Annotated in this window: 16 protein-coding genes; 11 read left to right on the forward strand and 5 right to left on the reverse strand. The window is 37.1% G+C overall.

Annotated features, from left to right (window positions below; translation table 11 throughout):
* Positions 1-38 precede the first annotated feature (38 nt).
* From ACN6MT_RS12835 to ACN6MT_RS12845, 3 genes are read left to right on the forward strand one after another with little or no spacing between them, the layout of a single operon-like run.
* Positions 39-818 (forward strand): metal ABC transporter ATP-binding protein, encoded by a 780-nt coding sequence (locus tag ACN6MT_RS12835; protein ID WP_034675755.1) that lies wholly within the window; start codon positions 39-41, stop codon positions 816-818.
* Positions 815-1,678: a metal ABC transporter permease gene (locus ACN6MT_RS12840; protein ID WP_419956118.1), complete on the forward strand. Its 864-nt coding sequence runs from the start codon at positions 815-817 to the stop codon at positions 1,676-1,678. Before ACN6MT_RS12835 ends, ACN6MT_RS12840 begins: the two co-directional genes overlap by 4 nt.
* Positions 1,675-2,085: a Fur family transcriptional regulator gene (locus tag ACN6MT_RS12845; protein ID WP_034675760.1), complete on the forward strand. Its 411-nt coding sequence runs from the start codon at positions 1,675-1,677 to the stop codon at positions 2,083-2,085. The genes ACN6MT_RS12840 and ACN6MT_RS12845 overlap by 4 nt, the downstream gene beginning before the upstream one ends.
* Positions 2,086-2,125: 40 nt before the next feature.
* Here ACN6MT_RS12845 and ACN6MT_RS12850 read toward each other — a convergent pair whose 3' ends face one another.
* Positions 2,126-2,689: a 5' nucleotidase, NT5C type gene (locus ACN6MT_RS12850; RefSeq protein WP_419956119.1), complete on the reverse strand. Its 564-nt coding sequence runs from the start codon at positions 2,687-2,689 to the stop codon at positions 2,126-2,128.
* Between the two features lie 216 nt (positions 2,690-2,905).
* Between ACN6MT_RS12850 and ACN6MT_RS12855 the strand changes: the two genes are divergently transcribed.
* Entirely contained in the window at positions 2,906-3,310 is a 405-nt protein-coding gene (locus ACN6MT_RS12855) for a hypothetical protein (RefSeq protein WP_411834225.1), read from the forward strand.
* Positions 3,311-3,525: 215 nt separating this feature from the next.
* Here ACN6MT_RS12855 and ispG read toward each other — a convergent pair whose 3' ends face one another.
* The 3 genes from ispG to ACN6MT_RS12870 all read right to left on the reverse strand — a co-directional run bounded on the left by ispG (position 3,526) and on the right by ACN6MT_RS12870 (position 5,942).
* Positions 3,526-4,629: a flavodoxin-dependent (E)-4-hydroxy-3-methylbut-2-enyl-diphosphate synthase gene (gene ispG / locus ACN6MT_RS12860; RefSeq protein ID WP_218008372.1), complete on the reverse strand. Its 1,104-nt coding sequence runs from the start codon at positions 4,627-4,629 to the stop codon at positions 3,526-3,528.
* 116 nt (positions 4,630-4,745) lie between these two features.
* Entirely contained in the window at positions 4,746-5,075 is a 330-nt protein-coding gene (locus ACN6MT_RS12865) for a hypothetical protein (RefSeq protein WP_419956120.1), read from the reverse strand.
* 87 nt (positions 5,076-5,162) lie between these two features.
* Positions 5,163-5,942 carry a DUF1189 domain-containing protein gene (locus ACN6MT_RS12870; protein WP_034675772.1) on the reverse strand — a complete coding sequence of 260 codons (780 nt, stop codon included), beginning with the start codon at positions 5,940-5,942 and terminating at the stop codon, positions 5,163-5,165.
* Between the two features lie 136 nt (positions 5,943-6,078).
* On the opposite strand from ACN6MT_RS12870, the gene ACN6MT_RS12875 reads away from it, so the two are divergent.
* The gene (locus ACN6MT_RS12875) at positions 6,079-6,561 is read left to right on the forward strand and encodes a DUF456 domain-containing protein (protein ID WP_419956121.1); all 483 of its coding nucleotides are present in this window, start codon (positions 6,079-6,081) and stop codon (positions 6,559-6,561) included.
* A gap of 40 nt (positions 6,562-6,601) precedes the next feature.
* Here ACN6MT_RS12875 and ACN6MT_RS12880 read toward each other — a convergent pair whose 3' ends face one another.
* Positions 6,602-7,297 (reverse strand): Crp/Fnr family transcriptional regulator, encoded by a 696-nt coding sequence (locus tag ACN6MT_RS12880; RefSeq protein WP_419956122.1) that lies wholly within the window; start codon positions 7,295-7,297, stop codon positions 6,602-6,604.
* A gap of 280 nt (positions 7,298-7,577) precedes the next feature.
* Here ACN6MT_RS12880 and ACN6MT_RS12885 point away from each other — a divergent pair, with 280 nt between their 5' ends.
* The 6 genes from ACN6MT_RS12885 to pstA all read left to right on the forward strand — a co-directional run bounded on the left by ACN6MT_RS12885 (position 7,578) and on the right by pstA (position 14,919).
* Entirely contained in the window at positions 7,578-8,186 is a 609-nt protein-coding gene (locus ACN6MT_RS12885; RefSeq protein ID WP_419956123.1) for a superoxide dismutase, read from the forward strand.
* A 108-nt stretch (positions 8,187-8,294) separates the two neighbouring features.
* Positions 8,295-9,512: an MFS transporter gene (locus ACN6MT_RS12890; RefSeq protein ID WP_419956124.1), complete on the forward strand. Its 1,218-nt coding sequence runs from the start codon at positions 8,295-8,297 to the stop codon at positions 9,510-9,512.
* 160 nt (positions 9,513-9,672) lie between these two features.
* Positions 9,673-11,823, forward strand: a complete 2,151-nt coding sequence (locus ACN6MT_RS12895) for a peptidoglycan D,D-transpeptidase FtsI family protein (RefSeq protein ID WP_419956431.1) — start codon at positions 9,673-9,675, stop codon at positions 11,821-11,823.
* A 227-nt stretch (positions 11,824-12,050) separates the two neighbouring features.
* Positions 12,051-13,013: a PstS family phosphate ABC transporter substrate-binding protein gene (locus tag ACN6MT_RS12900; RefSeq protein WP_063251327.1), complete on the forward strand. Its 963-nt coding sequence runs from the start codon at positions 12,051-12,053 to the stop codon at positions 13,011-13,013.
* Between the two features lie 62 nt (positions 13,014-13,075).
* The gene (pstC, locus tag ACN6MT_RS12905; RefSeq protein ID WP_063251410.1) at positions 13,076-14,041 is read left to right on the forward strand and encodes a phosphate ABC transporter permease subunit PstC; all 966 of its coding nucleotides are present in this window, start codon (positions 13,076-13,078) and stop codon (positions 14,039-14,041) included.
* Positions 14,041-14,919 carry a phosphate ABC transporter permease PstA gene (gene pstA / locus ACN6MT_RS12910; RefSeq protein ID WP_063251326.1) on the forward strand — a complete coding sequence of 293 codons (879 nt, stop codon included), beginning with the start codon at positions 14,041-14,043 and terminating at the stop codon, positions 14,917-14,919. The genes pstC and pstA overlap by 1 nt, the downstream gene beginning before the upstream one ends.
* The last annotated feature ends 21 nt before the right edge of the window (positions 14,920-14,940 follow it).

The following is a 14,940-nucleotide window of genomic DNA, read 5'->3' on the forward strand; positions in this document are numbered from 1 at the left end:
TTAAATCGGAATGATTCTTAAAATTAAGGTGTGAATGTATGAAATCACAATCTGTTATTGAAATAAACAATCTTTCTTATCGCTATGAAAAAGATACAGTCCTAGAAAATATTAATGTCACTGTACCATTTCGGTCATTTCTAGCGATTGTCGGTCCAAACGGTTCCGGGAAATCAACACTGTTAAAATTGATTTTAGGATTATTGAAACCGCAAAAAGGAGAAATTCGCTTATTTGGACAAGAAATAAATAAATTTAAAGATTGGCAGCAAATCGGTTATGTTTCACAAAAAGCTAACTCATTTAATACCGGATTCCCTGCTACGGTTTTTGAAGTTGTTTCTAGTGGATTAACAAAAAAGCTTGGGTTGTTCCGCTTTTTTAAGAAAGAGCATACCCTAAAAGTCCATGAAGCATTGGAAGCTGTAGGAATGAGGAAGTTTACTAATCGAAATATAGGCGAGTTGTCAGGAGGGCAGCAGCAAAGAGTTTTTATTGCCCGAGCACTTGTGAGTGAGCCTGAGCTATTAATTCTAGACGAGCCAACCGTTGGCGTGGATGCTGAAAATGTAAACTCATTTTACCATATGCTCGCTGACTTAAATAAACAGAGAGGGATTACCCTCCTTTTAGTTACACATGACATTGGAACCATTTCAGATAAAGTGACCCATGTTGCTTGTCTGAACAAGCATTTACATTTTCATGGTGAAACAAGTGAATTTGAAAAGCATCAAAGTGAGGGGATGTCTGAATTTTATGGAACGGATGTCCATCTTCTTTCCCATCAACATGACCACGGAGGCGTTTTAAAATGATTCAAGGAATTTTTCAATATGAATTCTTACAAAATGCCTTCCTAACAGGAATCCTGATTGGATTTCTTGCACCGTTATTAGGCGTCTTCATTGTTGTCAGGAGGCTATCTTTGATTGCGGATGCCCTAAGTCATGTTACATTAGCAGGTATTGCAGCCAGCTTATTACTAGAAAAATACTTTGTTGTATTAAGTGGCCTTAATCCCCTTTACTTAGGAATGGTTTTTTCAGTAGGGGGCTCACTGTTCATTGAAAAGCTGCGGGGCGTTTATAAACATTACCAAGAGCTCGCTATCCCGATTATTTTATCTGGGGGAATAGGGCTTGGCGTTATTTTTATTTCACTCGCTGATGGTTTTAATACGGATCTGTATAGTTATTTATTTGGCAGTGTTTCTGCGGTAAGCCGTACAGATTTATGGGTTATATTTGCTATTAGTATCGTCGTTATAGTCACGGTCATTTTATTATATAAAGAGCTATTTTTGTTATCTTTTGATGAAGAGCACGCAAAAGCCTCTGGGATTGCTGCAAAGAGCATTCATTTCATCTTTATTATCATGGTGGCACTTGTAATTGCTGCTTCTATGCGGATTGTCGGGATTATGCTTGTTTCTTCATTGATGACTTTGCCGGTGGCGGCGAGTATACGCATCGCTAAAGGATTTAAACAAACAATCTTCCTGTCAATCATTTTTGGGGAAATTGCAGTTCTTGGAGGACTGTTTAGCTCTTATTATTTAGACCTTGCCCCTGGTGGAACGATTGTTATGATTGCGGTGGTTATTTTAGTATTTACAATCATTTATAAAAAATTAATGATAAAAAGTCAGGTTTCACAAGGGGGTGCAGCAGGGTGAATGTAAATGAAGCCATACAATTCTTAAAAGAAAATGGATTTAAACAAACGGGAAAAAGAGAAGATATGCTTCAATTGTTTGCAGATAGTGATAAATATTTAACTGCCAAGGATGTTTTGGATGAATTAAAGGAAGACTATCCAGGGTTAAGCTTTGATACCATTTATCGTAATCTTTCTCTTTTTGTTAAAATGGGAATTCTTGAGATGACGGAGCTATCTGGTGAAAAGCACTTTCGCTTTTCCTGTTCACGCCACCAACACCATCATCATTTCATCTGTTTGGATTGTGGTAAGACGAAGGAAATTGAAACTTGCCCAATGAACAGTTTAAGTGAGGATTTAAAAGGGTACGACATTTCAGGACACAAATTCGAGATTTATGGACGTTGTCCAGAGTGTCATTAAATACAAACAGCATGGCAAATGCCATGCTGTTTGGTGCTATTTACCGAAGCCAATTTTTAACCCAATTATTCGCTTCCAACCAATTATTGACACGTATGACACCTTTTGGAATGGGGTCCTGGTTATAAGGTGTATTAAACAAAAGGACAGGAATGTCACATTCCTCATGAATCATGACAGCATTGTCATGTTTATCCTCGAGAAAAATATCCACTTGATGTCGTTTTGCTGTGGCTACCTTATCATGCGAACCAATTAATTCTATATGATTGTAGGACAAGCCCTTTTTACTAAACCATTTCTTTGTGTTTTCTAGAAGGTGTGAACCTCTTGCACTAATAAAAAATAACTCATGTTCCTTTTTCCATATATTAAGTATTTTTTCTGCCCCATCTGCAAGTGGGGATTGCTCATAAATGATGGGCTCGTTTTCAACAAACCATTTTGAAAATTTTTCCTCAGGTACCTTAACCACCTTATTTAGGTCATATTCTTTAATATCCTCTAATGTAATGTTTAGCCCAAATCCTTCATTAATAAACGGTACAAGTGCCGATGGACACGTTACCGTACCATCAATATCAATGCCAAATCTTTTCCTCATCTGTATTCACCTTCAACTGCCAATTTTTTAACTTTATTTTACCATACTAAAATGATGAAAGTTACAAACAATAATTAATGCTCCTATTACTGAAAGTGAGGGATTCGGATGGAAGATAAAAAAGACACGAAAGTGGCTGGGTATCTCCCAAGTCCAAAATCTAACCAAAATAGCCCAAGCAATTCTTCAGAATATAAAGAAGAAACAGCAGCTGAAATGGCAGTGCCTATTTCTAATACCCAACCATCGTTCCAGGAAAAATCAAAGAATGGTGCAGGGGCTGGCACGGGTACTAATGCTGGTGCAAACTCTTCGGAATATAGAGAAGAAACAGCTGCTGAAATTGCAGCACCTGTTCCTATAACCCGACCAACTTTCCAGGAAAGATCAAAAAGTGGTTCTGGGGCTGGCACGGATACAAAAGCTGGTACAGGAATGGGATGGGCTGCTTTAGCGTTATCGATTTTATCACTGTTTGTAATGCCGATTCTTTTTGGTGCAGCAGGTATTGTGTTAGGATTCGTTGCTAAACGCCGAGGAGCAGATAGTCTTGGCGCGTGGGCAATTGGGATAGGTGCCATTTCCATTATCGTTGGTATCTTTATCCTACCGTTCTTTTAACAGCGGCTTGCAAATATAGGGGCAAAAAGAAAAGCGGAAGCGCCTTGTCCAAGGAAAAATGCAGTTCAATTTTTCCCAGGGGCGACAGGCATAAGACGAGCCGGCGAGAAGGTGGTACTTTACCTTCTTGACGGATTGGCTTATGACCCCGAGCCCCTAGGCGCTGGAGCTAGACAAAAAAGAAACCCGGCAGCTTTGCCGGGTTTCTTAATGTTTTATTGGGTTACTTCTGCTTCCTCTAATGCTTTTTTTTGAAAATATTCCTCAGCAAGTTGATCGATTTCTTTTTTTAATTCATCGACTAACTGGTCTTCAGGTACTTTACGTACAATCTCACCCTTACGGAACAGTAATCCCTCACCACGTGCACCGGCAATTCCAATGTCAGCTTCTCTTGCTTCACCAGGGCCGTTTACAGCACACCCTAATACTGCTACTTTAATTGGCGCTTTTATTTTCGAAATATAATCTTCCACTTCATTGGCAATACTGATCAAATCAATTTCGATTCTGCCACAGGTTGGACATGAAATTAACGTTGCAGCATTTGAGGATAGACCAAATACTTTTAAAAGCTCTCTAGCAACTTTTACTTCTTCAACAGGGTCGGCACTTAAGGAAATACGGAGTGTATTACCAATGCCTTTGCTAATAATTGCTCCTAGCCCAGCAGCACTTTTTACAGTACCGGCAAACAAAGTACCTGATTCAGTAATACCTAAGTGCAGTGGATAATCGAATGCCTTTGAAGCTTTTTCGTAGGCTTCAATTGCAAGGTTAACATCTGATGCTTTCATGGAAACAATAATGTCATGAAAATCCAGATCTTCAAGGATTTTGATATGATGGAGAGCACTTTCGACCATTCCATCTGCAGTAGGATAACCGTACTTCTCGAGAATTCTTTTTTCTAGCGATCCGGCATTTACACCAATACGGATTGGAATTCCACGCTTCTTGGCAGCATTAACAACAGCTTCCACTTTTTCTCTTTTTCCGATATTCCCTGGATTAATCCGAATTTTATCAGCGCCGCCTTCAATGGCTTTAAGCGCTAATTTATAATCAAAATGTATATCTACTACTAAAGGGATATTAATTCTTTTCTTTATTTCGGGAATTGCATTTGCTGCTCTTTCGTCTGGACATGCAACACGAACAATCTGGCAGCCTGCTTCTTCAAGACGTTTGATTTCAGCAACGGTCGCTTCAACGTCATGTGTTTTAGTAGTGGTCATGCTTTGTATAAATAATTCATTACTTCCGCCAATCGTTAAATTCCCAACCTTAACGGGACGGGTTTTTGTACGATGTGTAATTTCACTCAAGGAAATTCGCTCCTTCAAATTGGATTCGAATAATAGTTAGTTTAAACATGCACCTATTATTTTATCAGTCCTTTGCTGATCTTGACAAGACAGACGCTTTTGTTTCCCTATTTAGAGTAGTCAGGAAATTCATAAGTTGATCCAATTTGAATCTTTTCTGGAGATAATCCTGGGTTTAAACTTTGAAAATCCTCAATCAGTTTGTCAATGGATACAGGTAAGGGTTTTTTTAAATGATTTTCTACGATCGATATCAGAGTTTCACCAGGTTCAACTTCGGCTTCAAAAGAATCCTCCGCCTCTTTAACGTTTGTCATTGTTACAACTGTTTGTTCTGGTTTTTGAGTTTCTTGCTTAGGCAGGGTACCGGCCGTTAAATCAATATATATTACATAAATTGTCAGAAGTCCAAACAAAAATAGAAATATCCTTTTCATAAGACATGCCTCCAAAATGGAATGTTTGTACATTCCTATGCTTGTCCACTTCTTTATAGAACGAAAAAACGCACCCAATGGGCGCGTTTAACTTTCTAAGTTTGTTTTTTCGTTTTGAATTTCTTTAATGGCTAAAAATAAGATAATTACTTCAACAAACCAATTAATATAAAAACTATTTGGTACAGGTGTATTAAGGGCGCTCATAATAGTAAAGAAAACTGTAGGCAGCGTTGCACTGTAGGCAGCCATTCTCCATAAGTGGCGATAACTAATACTTCTGCCAGCTAGATTTTTTAATAATAACCCGATCCAAGCTAGAATGGATACTTCAATAAAGTTTACAGCACTTGATATAAGGAACATAAAAAGGGAAATAGCGGGAATAATAATTCCCTTCAGCCCATCAACTGTATCCACTATATCGATGAAATCCGCTTTCGTAATCGTTAAACCTTCCATCATAGAATAGGAATAGCTATCAACTCTTCCACCTGCAGCGACGGTAATTTCATTCTTCAGCAAAGCGATGGCGTTGCCCTTGTCCTCTACATCTTCGTTTGTAATGACACCAGTAGGATCGACAATAATGGAGAACTCACCTTTATCAACCGTGATCGGTACATCTGTCTCGGCAGAGAGAGTACCATTATCTATGGTAAAAGAGGGGATATCATTGTTTATGACCGATTTTGTACTATCAATTCCTTCATTTAGCATTGTATTTATGTAATAAATTGATGGCAAAATGGATAAAAAAGTGAGAAAAAAGACAAATAAAATGGTTTTGCCAATTCCTTGAAAACGGAAAGAAGCTATATCCTTTGGAGAATAAGTACTTTTATAAAATTGCTTAAAAATATTCATAATTACCACCCTAATAAAGATTCACCATTCTATTGTAACTTTAGGAGCTGTTATAAACAAGAATGTTGATTTATGAAACTATTTAGAAAGCTGGCCGTATAGGTAAATAATACATTTTTAAAAGGATGGAGAAATCATGGAGATCGTTTATTGGTCAGTCATTTCAATTTTATTTATCATTGGGTTCGTCGGTCTGGTTTATCCCATCATTCCAAGTGTTTTGTTTTTATTAGCTGGATATCTATTATATGGTGTCTTTTTTTCATTTGAACACTTTGGATGGTTCTTTTGGCTGATTCAAGGTTTTTTTATTATTCTTTTGTTTGTCGCGGATTATATCGCCAATATGATTGGGGTACAAAAATATGGCGGTTCAAAGGCTGGAGTTTGGGGGAGCACGATAGGACTTTTAGTCGGACCATTCGTTATACCGTTTTTGGGAATTCTCATTGGTCCATTTATAGGTGCAGTAGCAGCAGAGCTTTTAGTTAATAAGCAAGATATTAAAAACAGTTTGAAAATAGGTTTTGGATCTGTTGTTGGCTTTATTAGCAGTGTCATAACAAAAGCAATTATTCAAACTCTTATGATTGTTTATTTCTTATTAGTTGTTTTTTAAAAGAAATAATCCTCCTCACTTGAAAGGGAGGAGGATTTATTTAATTTACCCCGCAGATCTCATAGGGGCAGTTTTGGCAGTCCACCTCTTCTTTTAGGTATTTAATATTTCTTATTGTGAATTTTTGCTGATCATAGGTAATAACATCTTTTTCCCGCAATTCCTTTAATGCACGTTGAATAACTTCCCTTGTTCCGAAGGTTAAATTGGCAAGTTCTTGATGTGTTAAAGGTAAATCAATAAGGATACCATCCTCTGTCATAACACCATAGGTATTGCAAAGGCGAATGAGAATGGAATATAGGCCGCCTTTTTTACCATTCATGATTAGGTCTTGGCACTTCATTTGTGCTTTTAGGTAACTTGTACTTAACCAAGAAACAAAAGCATTCATGGCATCAGGGTCATTCAAGATAAATTCCTCAAATTGCTCTTTTTTTATAGGAAGGATTTCACTGTCAGACAGTGTCTTTGCATAAAATTGATAATGAGGATTATGTTTAAAAAGTTGATATTCAACAATCAATTCGCTGCTATTTAAAATTTTTAAAATAAAGTCCTTTCCGCGCATATGGACTCTCCCTAGTGCCACTGTTCCGCTGAGCAATAGGTATACATATTCCACTGAATCTTTCTCCTGAAAAAGAACGCTTCCCGCTTTAATTTTTAGAGGTTGTTCTGTTTTCTGAAAGAATTGTTCTAATAAATTATATATCGAAAAACTAGTTTTTAGCATATGTCCATCTCCTTTACACCCTACAACTTGATTTAAACATGTATTAACAACCTATCACCGGTTGAAACATGACAATTTATTGAAAACTTGAAAAAATTAATGTATAAAATTTTGTTGTGAAGGAAATTGTATATTTGTTAGGAGCAGAGCTTTTTATTTGAAAGAAAACACTTTCTTTGATAATCTTAAGCTACAAAGCTTTAGGAATATTCTAAAATTGTTTTGATTTTAGACATATCTTTAAGCTAAAAAAACTTTTGTTTACATAGGAGGAAATACCATGGCATTTGAATTACCACAATTACCTTACGCTTATGACGCGCTTGAGCCACACATTGACAAAGAGACAATGAATATTCACCACACAAAACATCACAACACTTATGTAACAAACTTAAATAACGCACTACAAGGCAATGAAGAATTATTAGCAAAATCTGTTGAAGAGGTTATTGCTAACCTTGACGCAGTACCAGAAGCAGCTCGTACAGCTGTACGTAATAATGGCGGCGGTCACGCTAACCACTCATTATTCTGGCAAATTCTTGCACCAAATGGCGGCGGCGCACCAGCTGGCGAATTAGCTGATGCCATCAATAATAAATTTGGCAGTTTCGAAAGCTTCAAAGAAGAGTTTGCTAAAGCAGCAACTACTCGTTTTGGTTCAGGCTGGGCTTGGTTGTCTGTAAGCAATGGTGAATTAGAAGTTTCTAGCACACCAAACCAAGACTCACCTTTAATGGAAGGAAAAACACCTATCCTTGGTCTTGATGTTTGGGAGCACGCTTATTACCTTAACTATCAAAACCGTCGTCCAGACTACATCTCTTCTTTCTGGAATGTTGTTAACTGGGATGAAGTTTCAAAACGTTACACTGCAGCGAAATAATAATAGTTATGTGGAAAGACAGCTGACTTTTTTAGCTGTCTTTTTATTTTATCGTATAAAGGCTTCCTCCTTGTTAAAGAATAACCCTTATCACAAAGGGGAGTTACTATGGCGAAAAAATTTAAGTTCTTAGGTGACGTAGAATTAACAAAAGATTTATCCTTGCTGTTAATCATTGGCGGTTTATATTCTTTAAGTGTTGCTTTATCGAATACTTTTGTAAATATTTATTTATGGAAGCAAACGGGAGAATATTCAGACCTCGCGCTTTATAACCTTTCAATTGTTATTTTGCAGCCCTTAACTTTCATCCTAGCAGGCAGATGGGCAAAAAAAATTGATCGTGTTAAAGTATTAAGAATCGGAGTTAGTTTTTTAGCAATATTTTATTTAATGGTTTTAATAACAGGAAAAAATGCTTCAACCTATCTATTACTGTTAGGCGGCCTGCTTGGAGTGGGATATGGTTTTTATTGGCTTGCTTATAATGTCTTAACTTTTGAAATAACCGAACCTGAAACAAGAGATTTTTTTAACGGCTTTTTAGGAATTTTGTCCTCTACCGGTGGTATGATTGGACCAATTGCCGCAGGCATTATTATTACACGGTTTGAAAAGTTCACTGGGTATTCGATTGTATTTGGAATATCATTATCTCTTTTCGCATTAGCTGTTTTCTTAAGTTTTTCATTAAAGCCACGTCCTGCAAATGGCAGGTATGATTTTAAAAGGATTCTAGAAGAAAGAAAGAAAAATGAAAATTGGCGTCTTATTACAAATGCGCATTTCTTCCAAGGGCTGAGAGAAGGAACATTTTTATTTATAATCTCGGTACTGGTCTACATTTCCACCGGAAGCGAGCTTGCTCTAGGGACCTTTGGACTGATTAACTCCGGAATTTCCTTCATAGCCTACTATGCTGCATCCCGGTTGATTAAAAAAAACAGACGAAAAAAGGCGATCCTTATTGGTGGTATTATCCTTTATTTAGCTGTTTTGATTATCGTTTGGGATGTTAATTATGTAAAACTTTTAATTTACGCAGCGATGATTGCGGTTGCTTATCCGATCTTGCTAGTACCATATGTGTCCACTACCTATGATGTAATTGGTTCTGCTTGGAAAGCCGCCGAAATGAGAATCGAGTATATAGTCGTCCGCGAAATCTATATTAATCTGGGAAGAATTGTTTCCATACTATCCTTCTTAGCAGCAGTTACTTGGTTTAATGAGAAGGAAAGTATCCCAATCCTGCTATTATTTCTAGGGGCTGGTCACTCGCTCATTTATTTGTTTGTAAGGAGAGTCCAATTGCCTACGGCGTAACACGATGAGTAATTCCGATTACTCATCGTGTTTTTTTATTTTTATGGTTTTTGTGTGGATTGTAGGAAGTTGTCAATTGGTAAGTCTTTTTCGTAGAAAGTAAGTTGATTTTCCGCTAAAATAAGGGTTATCATGTCGAATTGGCAAGGAAGTGAGAAACCTGGTTATTAAAAAGAAAAAAACGCAGCGTGTTACTTTTCGCTTAAACATACTTTTTTTTGTTATATTTTTGTTGTTTTCTGTTCTTATTCTACGTTTAGGTTTAGTTCAAATCGTTTATGGGGAAGATTTTAAACGCGAAATTGAGAGAACGGAAGATATCACCGTTAACAATCCGGTGCCCCGAGGGAAAATGTTTGACCGCAACGGAAAAGTTATTGTAGACAATACACCATTAAATGCCATCACATATACAAAGTATCAAGATACAAGCCAAGAAGAAATGCTCAAAACCGCTGAACGCTTAGCAAAGCTGATTGATAAAGATATATCAAAAGTTCGTGAACGTGATAAACAGGACTTTTGGATATTAAAAAACCCTGAGAAAGCAAAAGCAAAAATTACAGAGAAAGAATGGGACAAATACGATCAAGAGGAATTGGATGATAAAGAGATCTATAATCTCCAGCTTAAAAGGATTACTGAGAAGGACCTGAAAAGTTTAACTCCACAGGATTTAGAAACGCTTGCGATATTTAGGGAATTTAACAGCGGTTACGCCTTAACTCAACAAATCGTAAAAAATGAAAATGTCACCCCCGAAGAGTTTGCTGTAGTCAGTGAAAACTTAGAAGCTTTACCTGGTGTTGATACTACTACAGATTGGGAACGATATTATGCATTTGGAAACACATTAAAGACTGTGCTTGGAAATGTTACATCTTCTGATGAAGGCTTACCAAAAGATAAACTAGAAGAGTACCTTGCTCGTGATTATAATCGAAATGATCGGGTCGGTAAAAGTTACATTGAGCTTCAATATGAAGATGTCTTACATGGACAAAAGGGTAAGGTCAAAAATGTTACCGATAAAGCAGGGAAAATCTTGTCTACTGAAGTTGTTTCTGAAGGACAGCGCGGAAAAGACCTTGTTCTAACCGTTGACATGGATCTTCAGCTTGAAATTGAAAAAATTATAGAAGAAGAACTTTGGAAAGCAAAACAAAATTCCAAATCAGCTTTATTAGACCGAGCATTTGTTGTTCTCATGAACCCACATACAGGCGAAATATTAACAATGGCTGGAAAGCAAATTGCTAAAAATGACGAGACCAATAAACAAGAAATGCGTGACTTTGCACTTGGGAATATTACAACCTCTTATGAAGTTGGATCTGTTGTCAAAGGTGCGACAATTTTAACTGGTTATAATACAGGGGCAATTCAGCCAGGTTCAACTCAGTACGATTCGCCTTTATTGATTAAAAATACACAACCTAAGTCTTCTTGGAAGAACTTTGGAAATATTAATGACCTAAGAGCATTACAAATATCTTCAAACGTGTATATGTGGAAAACAGTGATAGAGATGGCAGGCGGGCACTATGCACCAAATAAACCACTACCATTAGATTTAACTGCTTTTGATACTATGCGGCAATCATTTAGTCAATTTGGTCTTGGGACAAAAACAGGAATTGACCTTCCGAATGAGAGTACTGGTTATCCTGGTCCGGTTAAACAATCTGGTTTACTGCTTGACTTAGCCATTGGCCAGTACGATACCTATACGGTAATGCAATTGGCGCAGTATGTTTCAACCATTGCTAACGGCGGGTATCGTGTTCAACCTCATATCGTTAAGGAAATTCGTGAACCTATGCTTGACAACAAACAACTAGGTCCGATTTTCCAGGAAATTCAACCAACGATAATAAATCGTATCGATGGCAAGGATGAATGGATCGATCGGGTACAGGAAGGCTTTAGAATGGTTATGCAAGTAGGAGATGGTACCGGTGTTAGTACCTTTAAGGGTTCCGAGTATAATCCTGCAGGTAAAACAGGAACCGCTCAAGCTTTTTATGATGGTCCTGAAAGGAAGAAATTTGGGGAAATACCGCCAAAAGTGATGAATTTAAGTCTTGTAAGCTTTGCACCGTTTGATAATCCGGAAGTGGCAATGGCTGTTATGGTTCCATGGGCATATCAGGGAAACAGTGGTCCGGCTACTGCCAATGTGATTGGAAAAAGGGTTTTGGATACGTATTTTAATCTAAAGAAGCAGACTCCTGCGACCGAAAACCAAGATACTGCACAAAACGCCGATGGTACAGCAGAAACACCAGAAACACAGCAAAATAATCAATAGATTTAACAAACCTGTCTCAAAAATTGAGGCAGGTTTTTTCATATTATTTTTATAAATGAACATGCTATCATTAATACATTTTATTTATGATTTACAAAAGTCATACATACCTTTACAAAACCTTTACAATCCATTAAAACAAGCTTTACAGAAGGAGTATATTATTAGTCTTGTAAGGAAAACGAACAAGATAAAAACAAACCAATTTTCGTAGGGGGAATTAAGTAATGAAAAGCTTTAAGAAATTAGCACTAACAGCAATGATGTCTGGTGTGCTAGCAATCACTGCAGCTTGTGGCGCACAAGGTACTGAAGGCAACAAAGAACAAGCTGGCGAAGAAGTAAAGCAACTTCAAGGTGAAATTAAAATAGACGGTTCATCTACAGTTTTCCCAATTATGGAAGCAGTTGTTGAAGAATATGGCATGACACAACCAGGCGTTAAAGTTTCTGTTGGTTCATCAGGAACTGGAGGCGGTTTTAAAGCATTCATCGCAGGTGAAACTGAATTAAGTAATGCTTCTCGTCCTATAAAAGATGAGGAAGCAGCAGGTCTTAAAGAAAAAGGTATTGATTTTACAGAAGTAAAATTAGCATTTGACGGACTTTCAGTAGTGGTAAATAAAGACAATGATTGGGTAGAAAGCTTAACAATCGACGATTTAAAGAAGATTTGGATTGAAGATGGTACAACGAAAAAATGGTCTGATATCAATCCTGATTGGCCAAATGAAGAAATCAAATTATACTCTCCTGGTGCAGATTCAGGAACATTTGATTACTTCGATGAAGTAATTCTTGATGAACAACCGATTGTTCAAAAAGCAACTCTTTCGGAAGATGACAATATCTTAGTACAAGGTGTTAAGGGTGATAAAAATGCCATTGGATACTTCGGTTATGCTTACTATGCTGAAAACAAAGATTCTTTAAAAGTTGTTAAAATTGATGGCGGAAATGGCCCTGTTGAGCCGAACAATAAAACTATTGAATCAGGCGAGTATGCACCATTATCACGTCCATTATTCACTTATGTGAAAAACTCTGCGATTAAAGATCAAGAAGAAGTATATGATTTCGTAAAGTTCCTTTTAGAAAATGCTGCAACCTTATCTGAAGATGTTGGCTATGTAAAATTACCTGAGGCAGACTATACAAAGCAACTAGATACATTAGAAACTCTTAAGTAAGAGTTAGAATAATTTTATAGGTGAGAAGCATGGTAAAATGTGCTTCTCATCTTGTCATTGGAATGAAAGGGGTTTTCAAATTGGCCACTCAAAACACCAATTCCTTCTCGGTTCAAAAAATGATTCAAGAGAAGAAGAAAAAGAAAAGTGCTGGTGGAATTACAGAAAAAATCATGCCATATATCTTATTCCTCACGGCAGCTGTCTCTGTTTTAACAACGATTGGCATTGTCCTTACGCTTATTTTTGAAACATTTTTATTTTTTGATGCTGTATCGATTAAAGAATTCTTTACAGGTAAAGTATGGTATCCTTTTTCCGAAACCAATGGATCTTTCGGTATTCTACCGCTAATAATGGGAACTTTAAAGGTAACTGTAATAGCTGCTATTGTTGCTGTTCCTATCGGATTGGCTTCAGCCATTTATTTGAGTGAGTATGCAACTGATCGAGCTCGCAGAATTATTAAACCGATATTAGAAGTTTTAGCTGGAATTCCAACGATTGTTTATGGGTTTTTTGCGCTAACCTTTGTTACTCCTATATTACGTGATATCATTCCATCCCTTGAAATTTTTAATGCTTTAAGTCCTGGTATTGTCATTGGAATTATGATAACACCGATGATAGCTTCACTTTCAGAAGATGCGATGACTTCGGTTCCAAATGCAATGCGAGAAGGTGCACTAGCACTAGGAGCGACTAAATTTGAAGTAGCTATTAAAGTCGTTTTGCCAGCAGCTATTTCAGGAATAGTTGCCTCTATTGTATTAGGTATCTCACGCGCTATCGGCGAAACAATGATTGTGGCAGTAGCTGGGGGATCTACACCTAATCTTGAATGGAATATAACGGGTTCCATTCAAACGATGACAGCATATATTGTCCAAGTCAGCCAAGGGGATGTAGGATATGGTACGACGATCTATTATAGTATTTATGCTGTTGGGATGACGCTTTTTGTATTTACATTAGTGATGAATTTATTGGCTCAATACATCACTCGTCGTTTTAGGGAGGAATATTAATGAATCTAATTAATCATGATACCGTAGTAAAGCGGATGAAACCAAGATTATCAAAAAATTCTATTTCAAAATGGATATTTTTTGCTTTAACTATGTTTGTTTTATTAATACTAGGAATATTATTATATCGGATATTCTCTCAAGGATTTGGCTATTTAGATTTGCAATTTTTGCAAAGTCTGCCTTCAAGGAAACCTGAAAATGCAGGGGTTTATGCTGCGTTAATTGGAACCATTTGGTTAATGGCTGTTGTTGCACCTGTTTCATTGCTGCTTGGTGTAGGGACAGCCATCTATCTCGAAGAATATGCAAAAGAGAATGCGTTGACAAATTTTATTAAAGTTAATATCTCTAATCTAGCTGGTGTCCCTTCTATTGTTTTTGGGTTACTTGGTTTAACAGTATTTGTTCGTGCGTTAGCATTTGGAACAAGTGTTTTGGCCGCAGGACTTACCATGAGTCTACTTGTGTTGCCAGTTATTATTGTGGCTGCACAAGAAGCTATTCGCGCGGTGCCAAATCAATTAAGAGAGGCTTCATTTGGGTTAGGAGCTACTAAATGGCAGACTATTGTCCGTATTGTTCTTCCTGCTGCAATTCCTGGTATACTTACGGGCGGAATTTTGGCTCTATCTCGTGCCATTGGAGAAACTGCACCTCTTGTTGTCCTTGGAATGCCTTTATTTCTTGCATTTTTACCAAAAACATTTTTAGATAGTATTACTGTTTTACCTTTACAAATTTACAATTGGACAGGTCGCCCGCAGGTAGAGTTTCACGCTTTAGCTGCAGCAGGTATTATCGTTTTACTTTTCATGTTAATTGTTATGAATTCAATTGCTGTACTAATTCGAAATAAATTCCAGAAAAGATATTAAGGCTAGGATTTAGGGAGGCAA

This window comes from Neobacillus niacini (genome assembly GCF_048572935.1).
Lineage (GTDB): Bacteria > Bacillota > Bacilli > Bacillales > Cytobacillaceae > Neobacillus > Neobacillus niacini.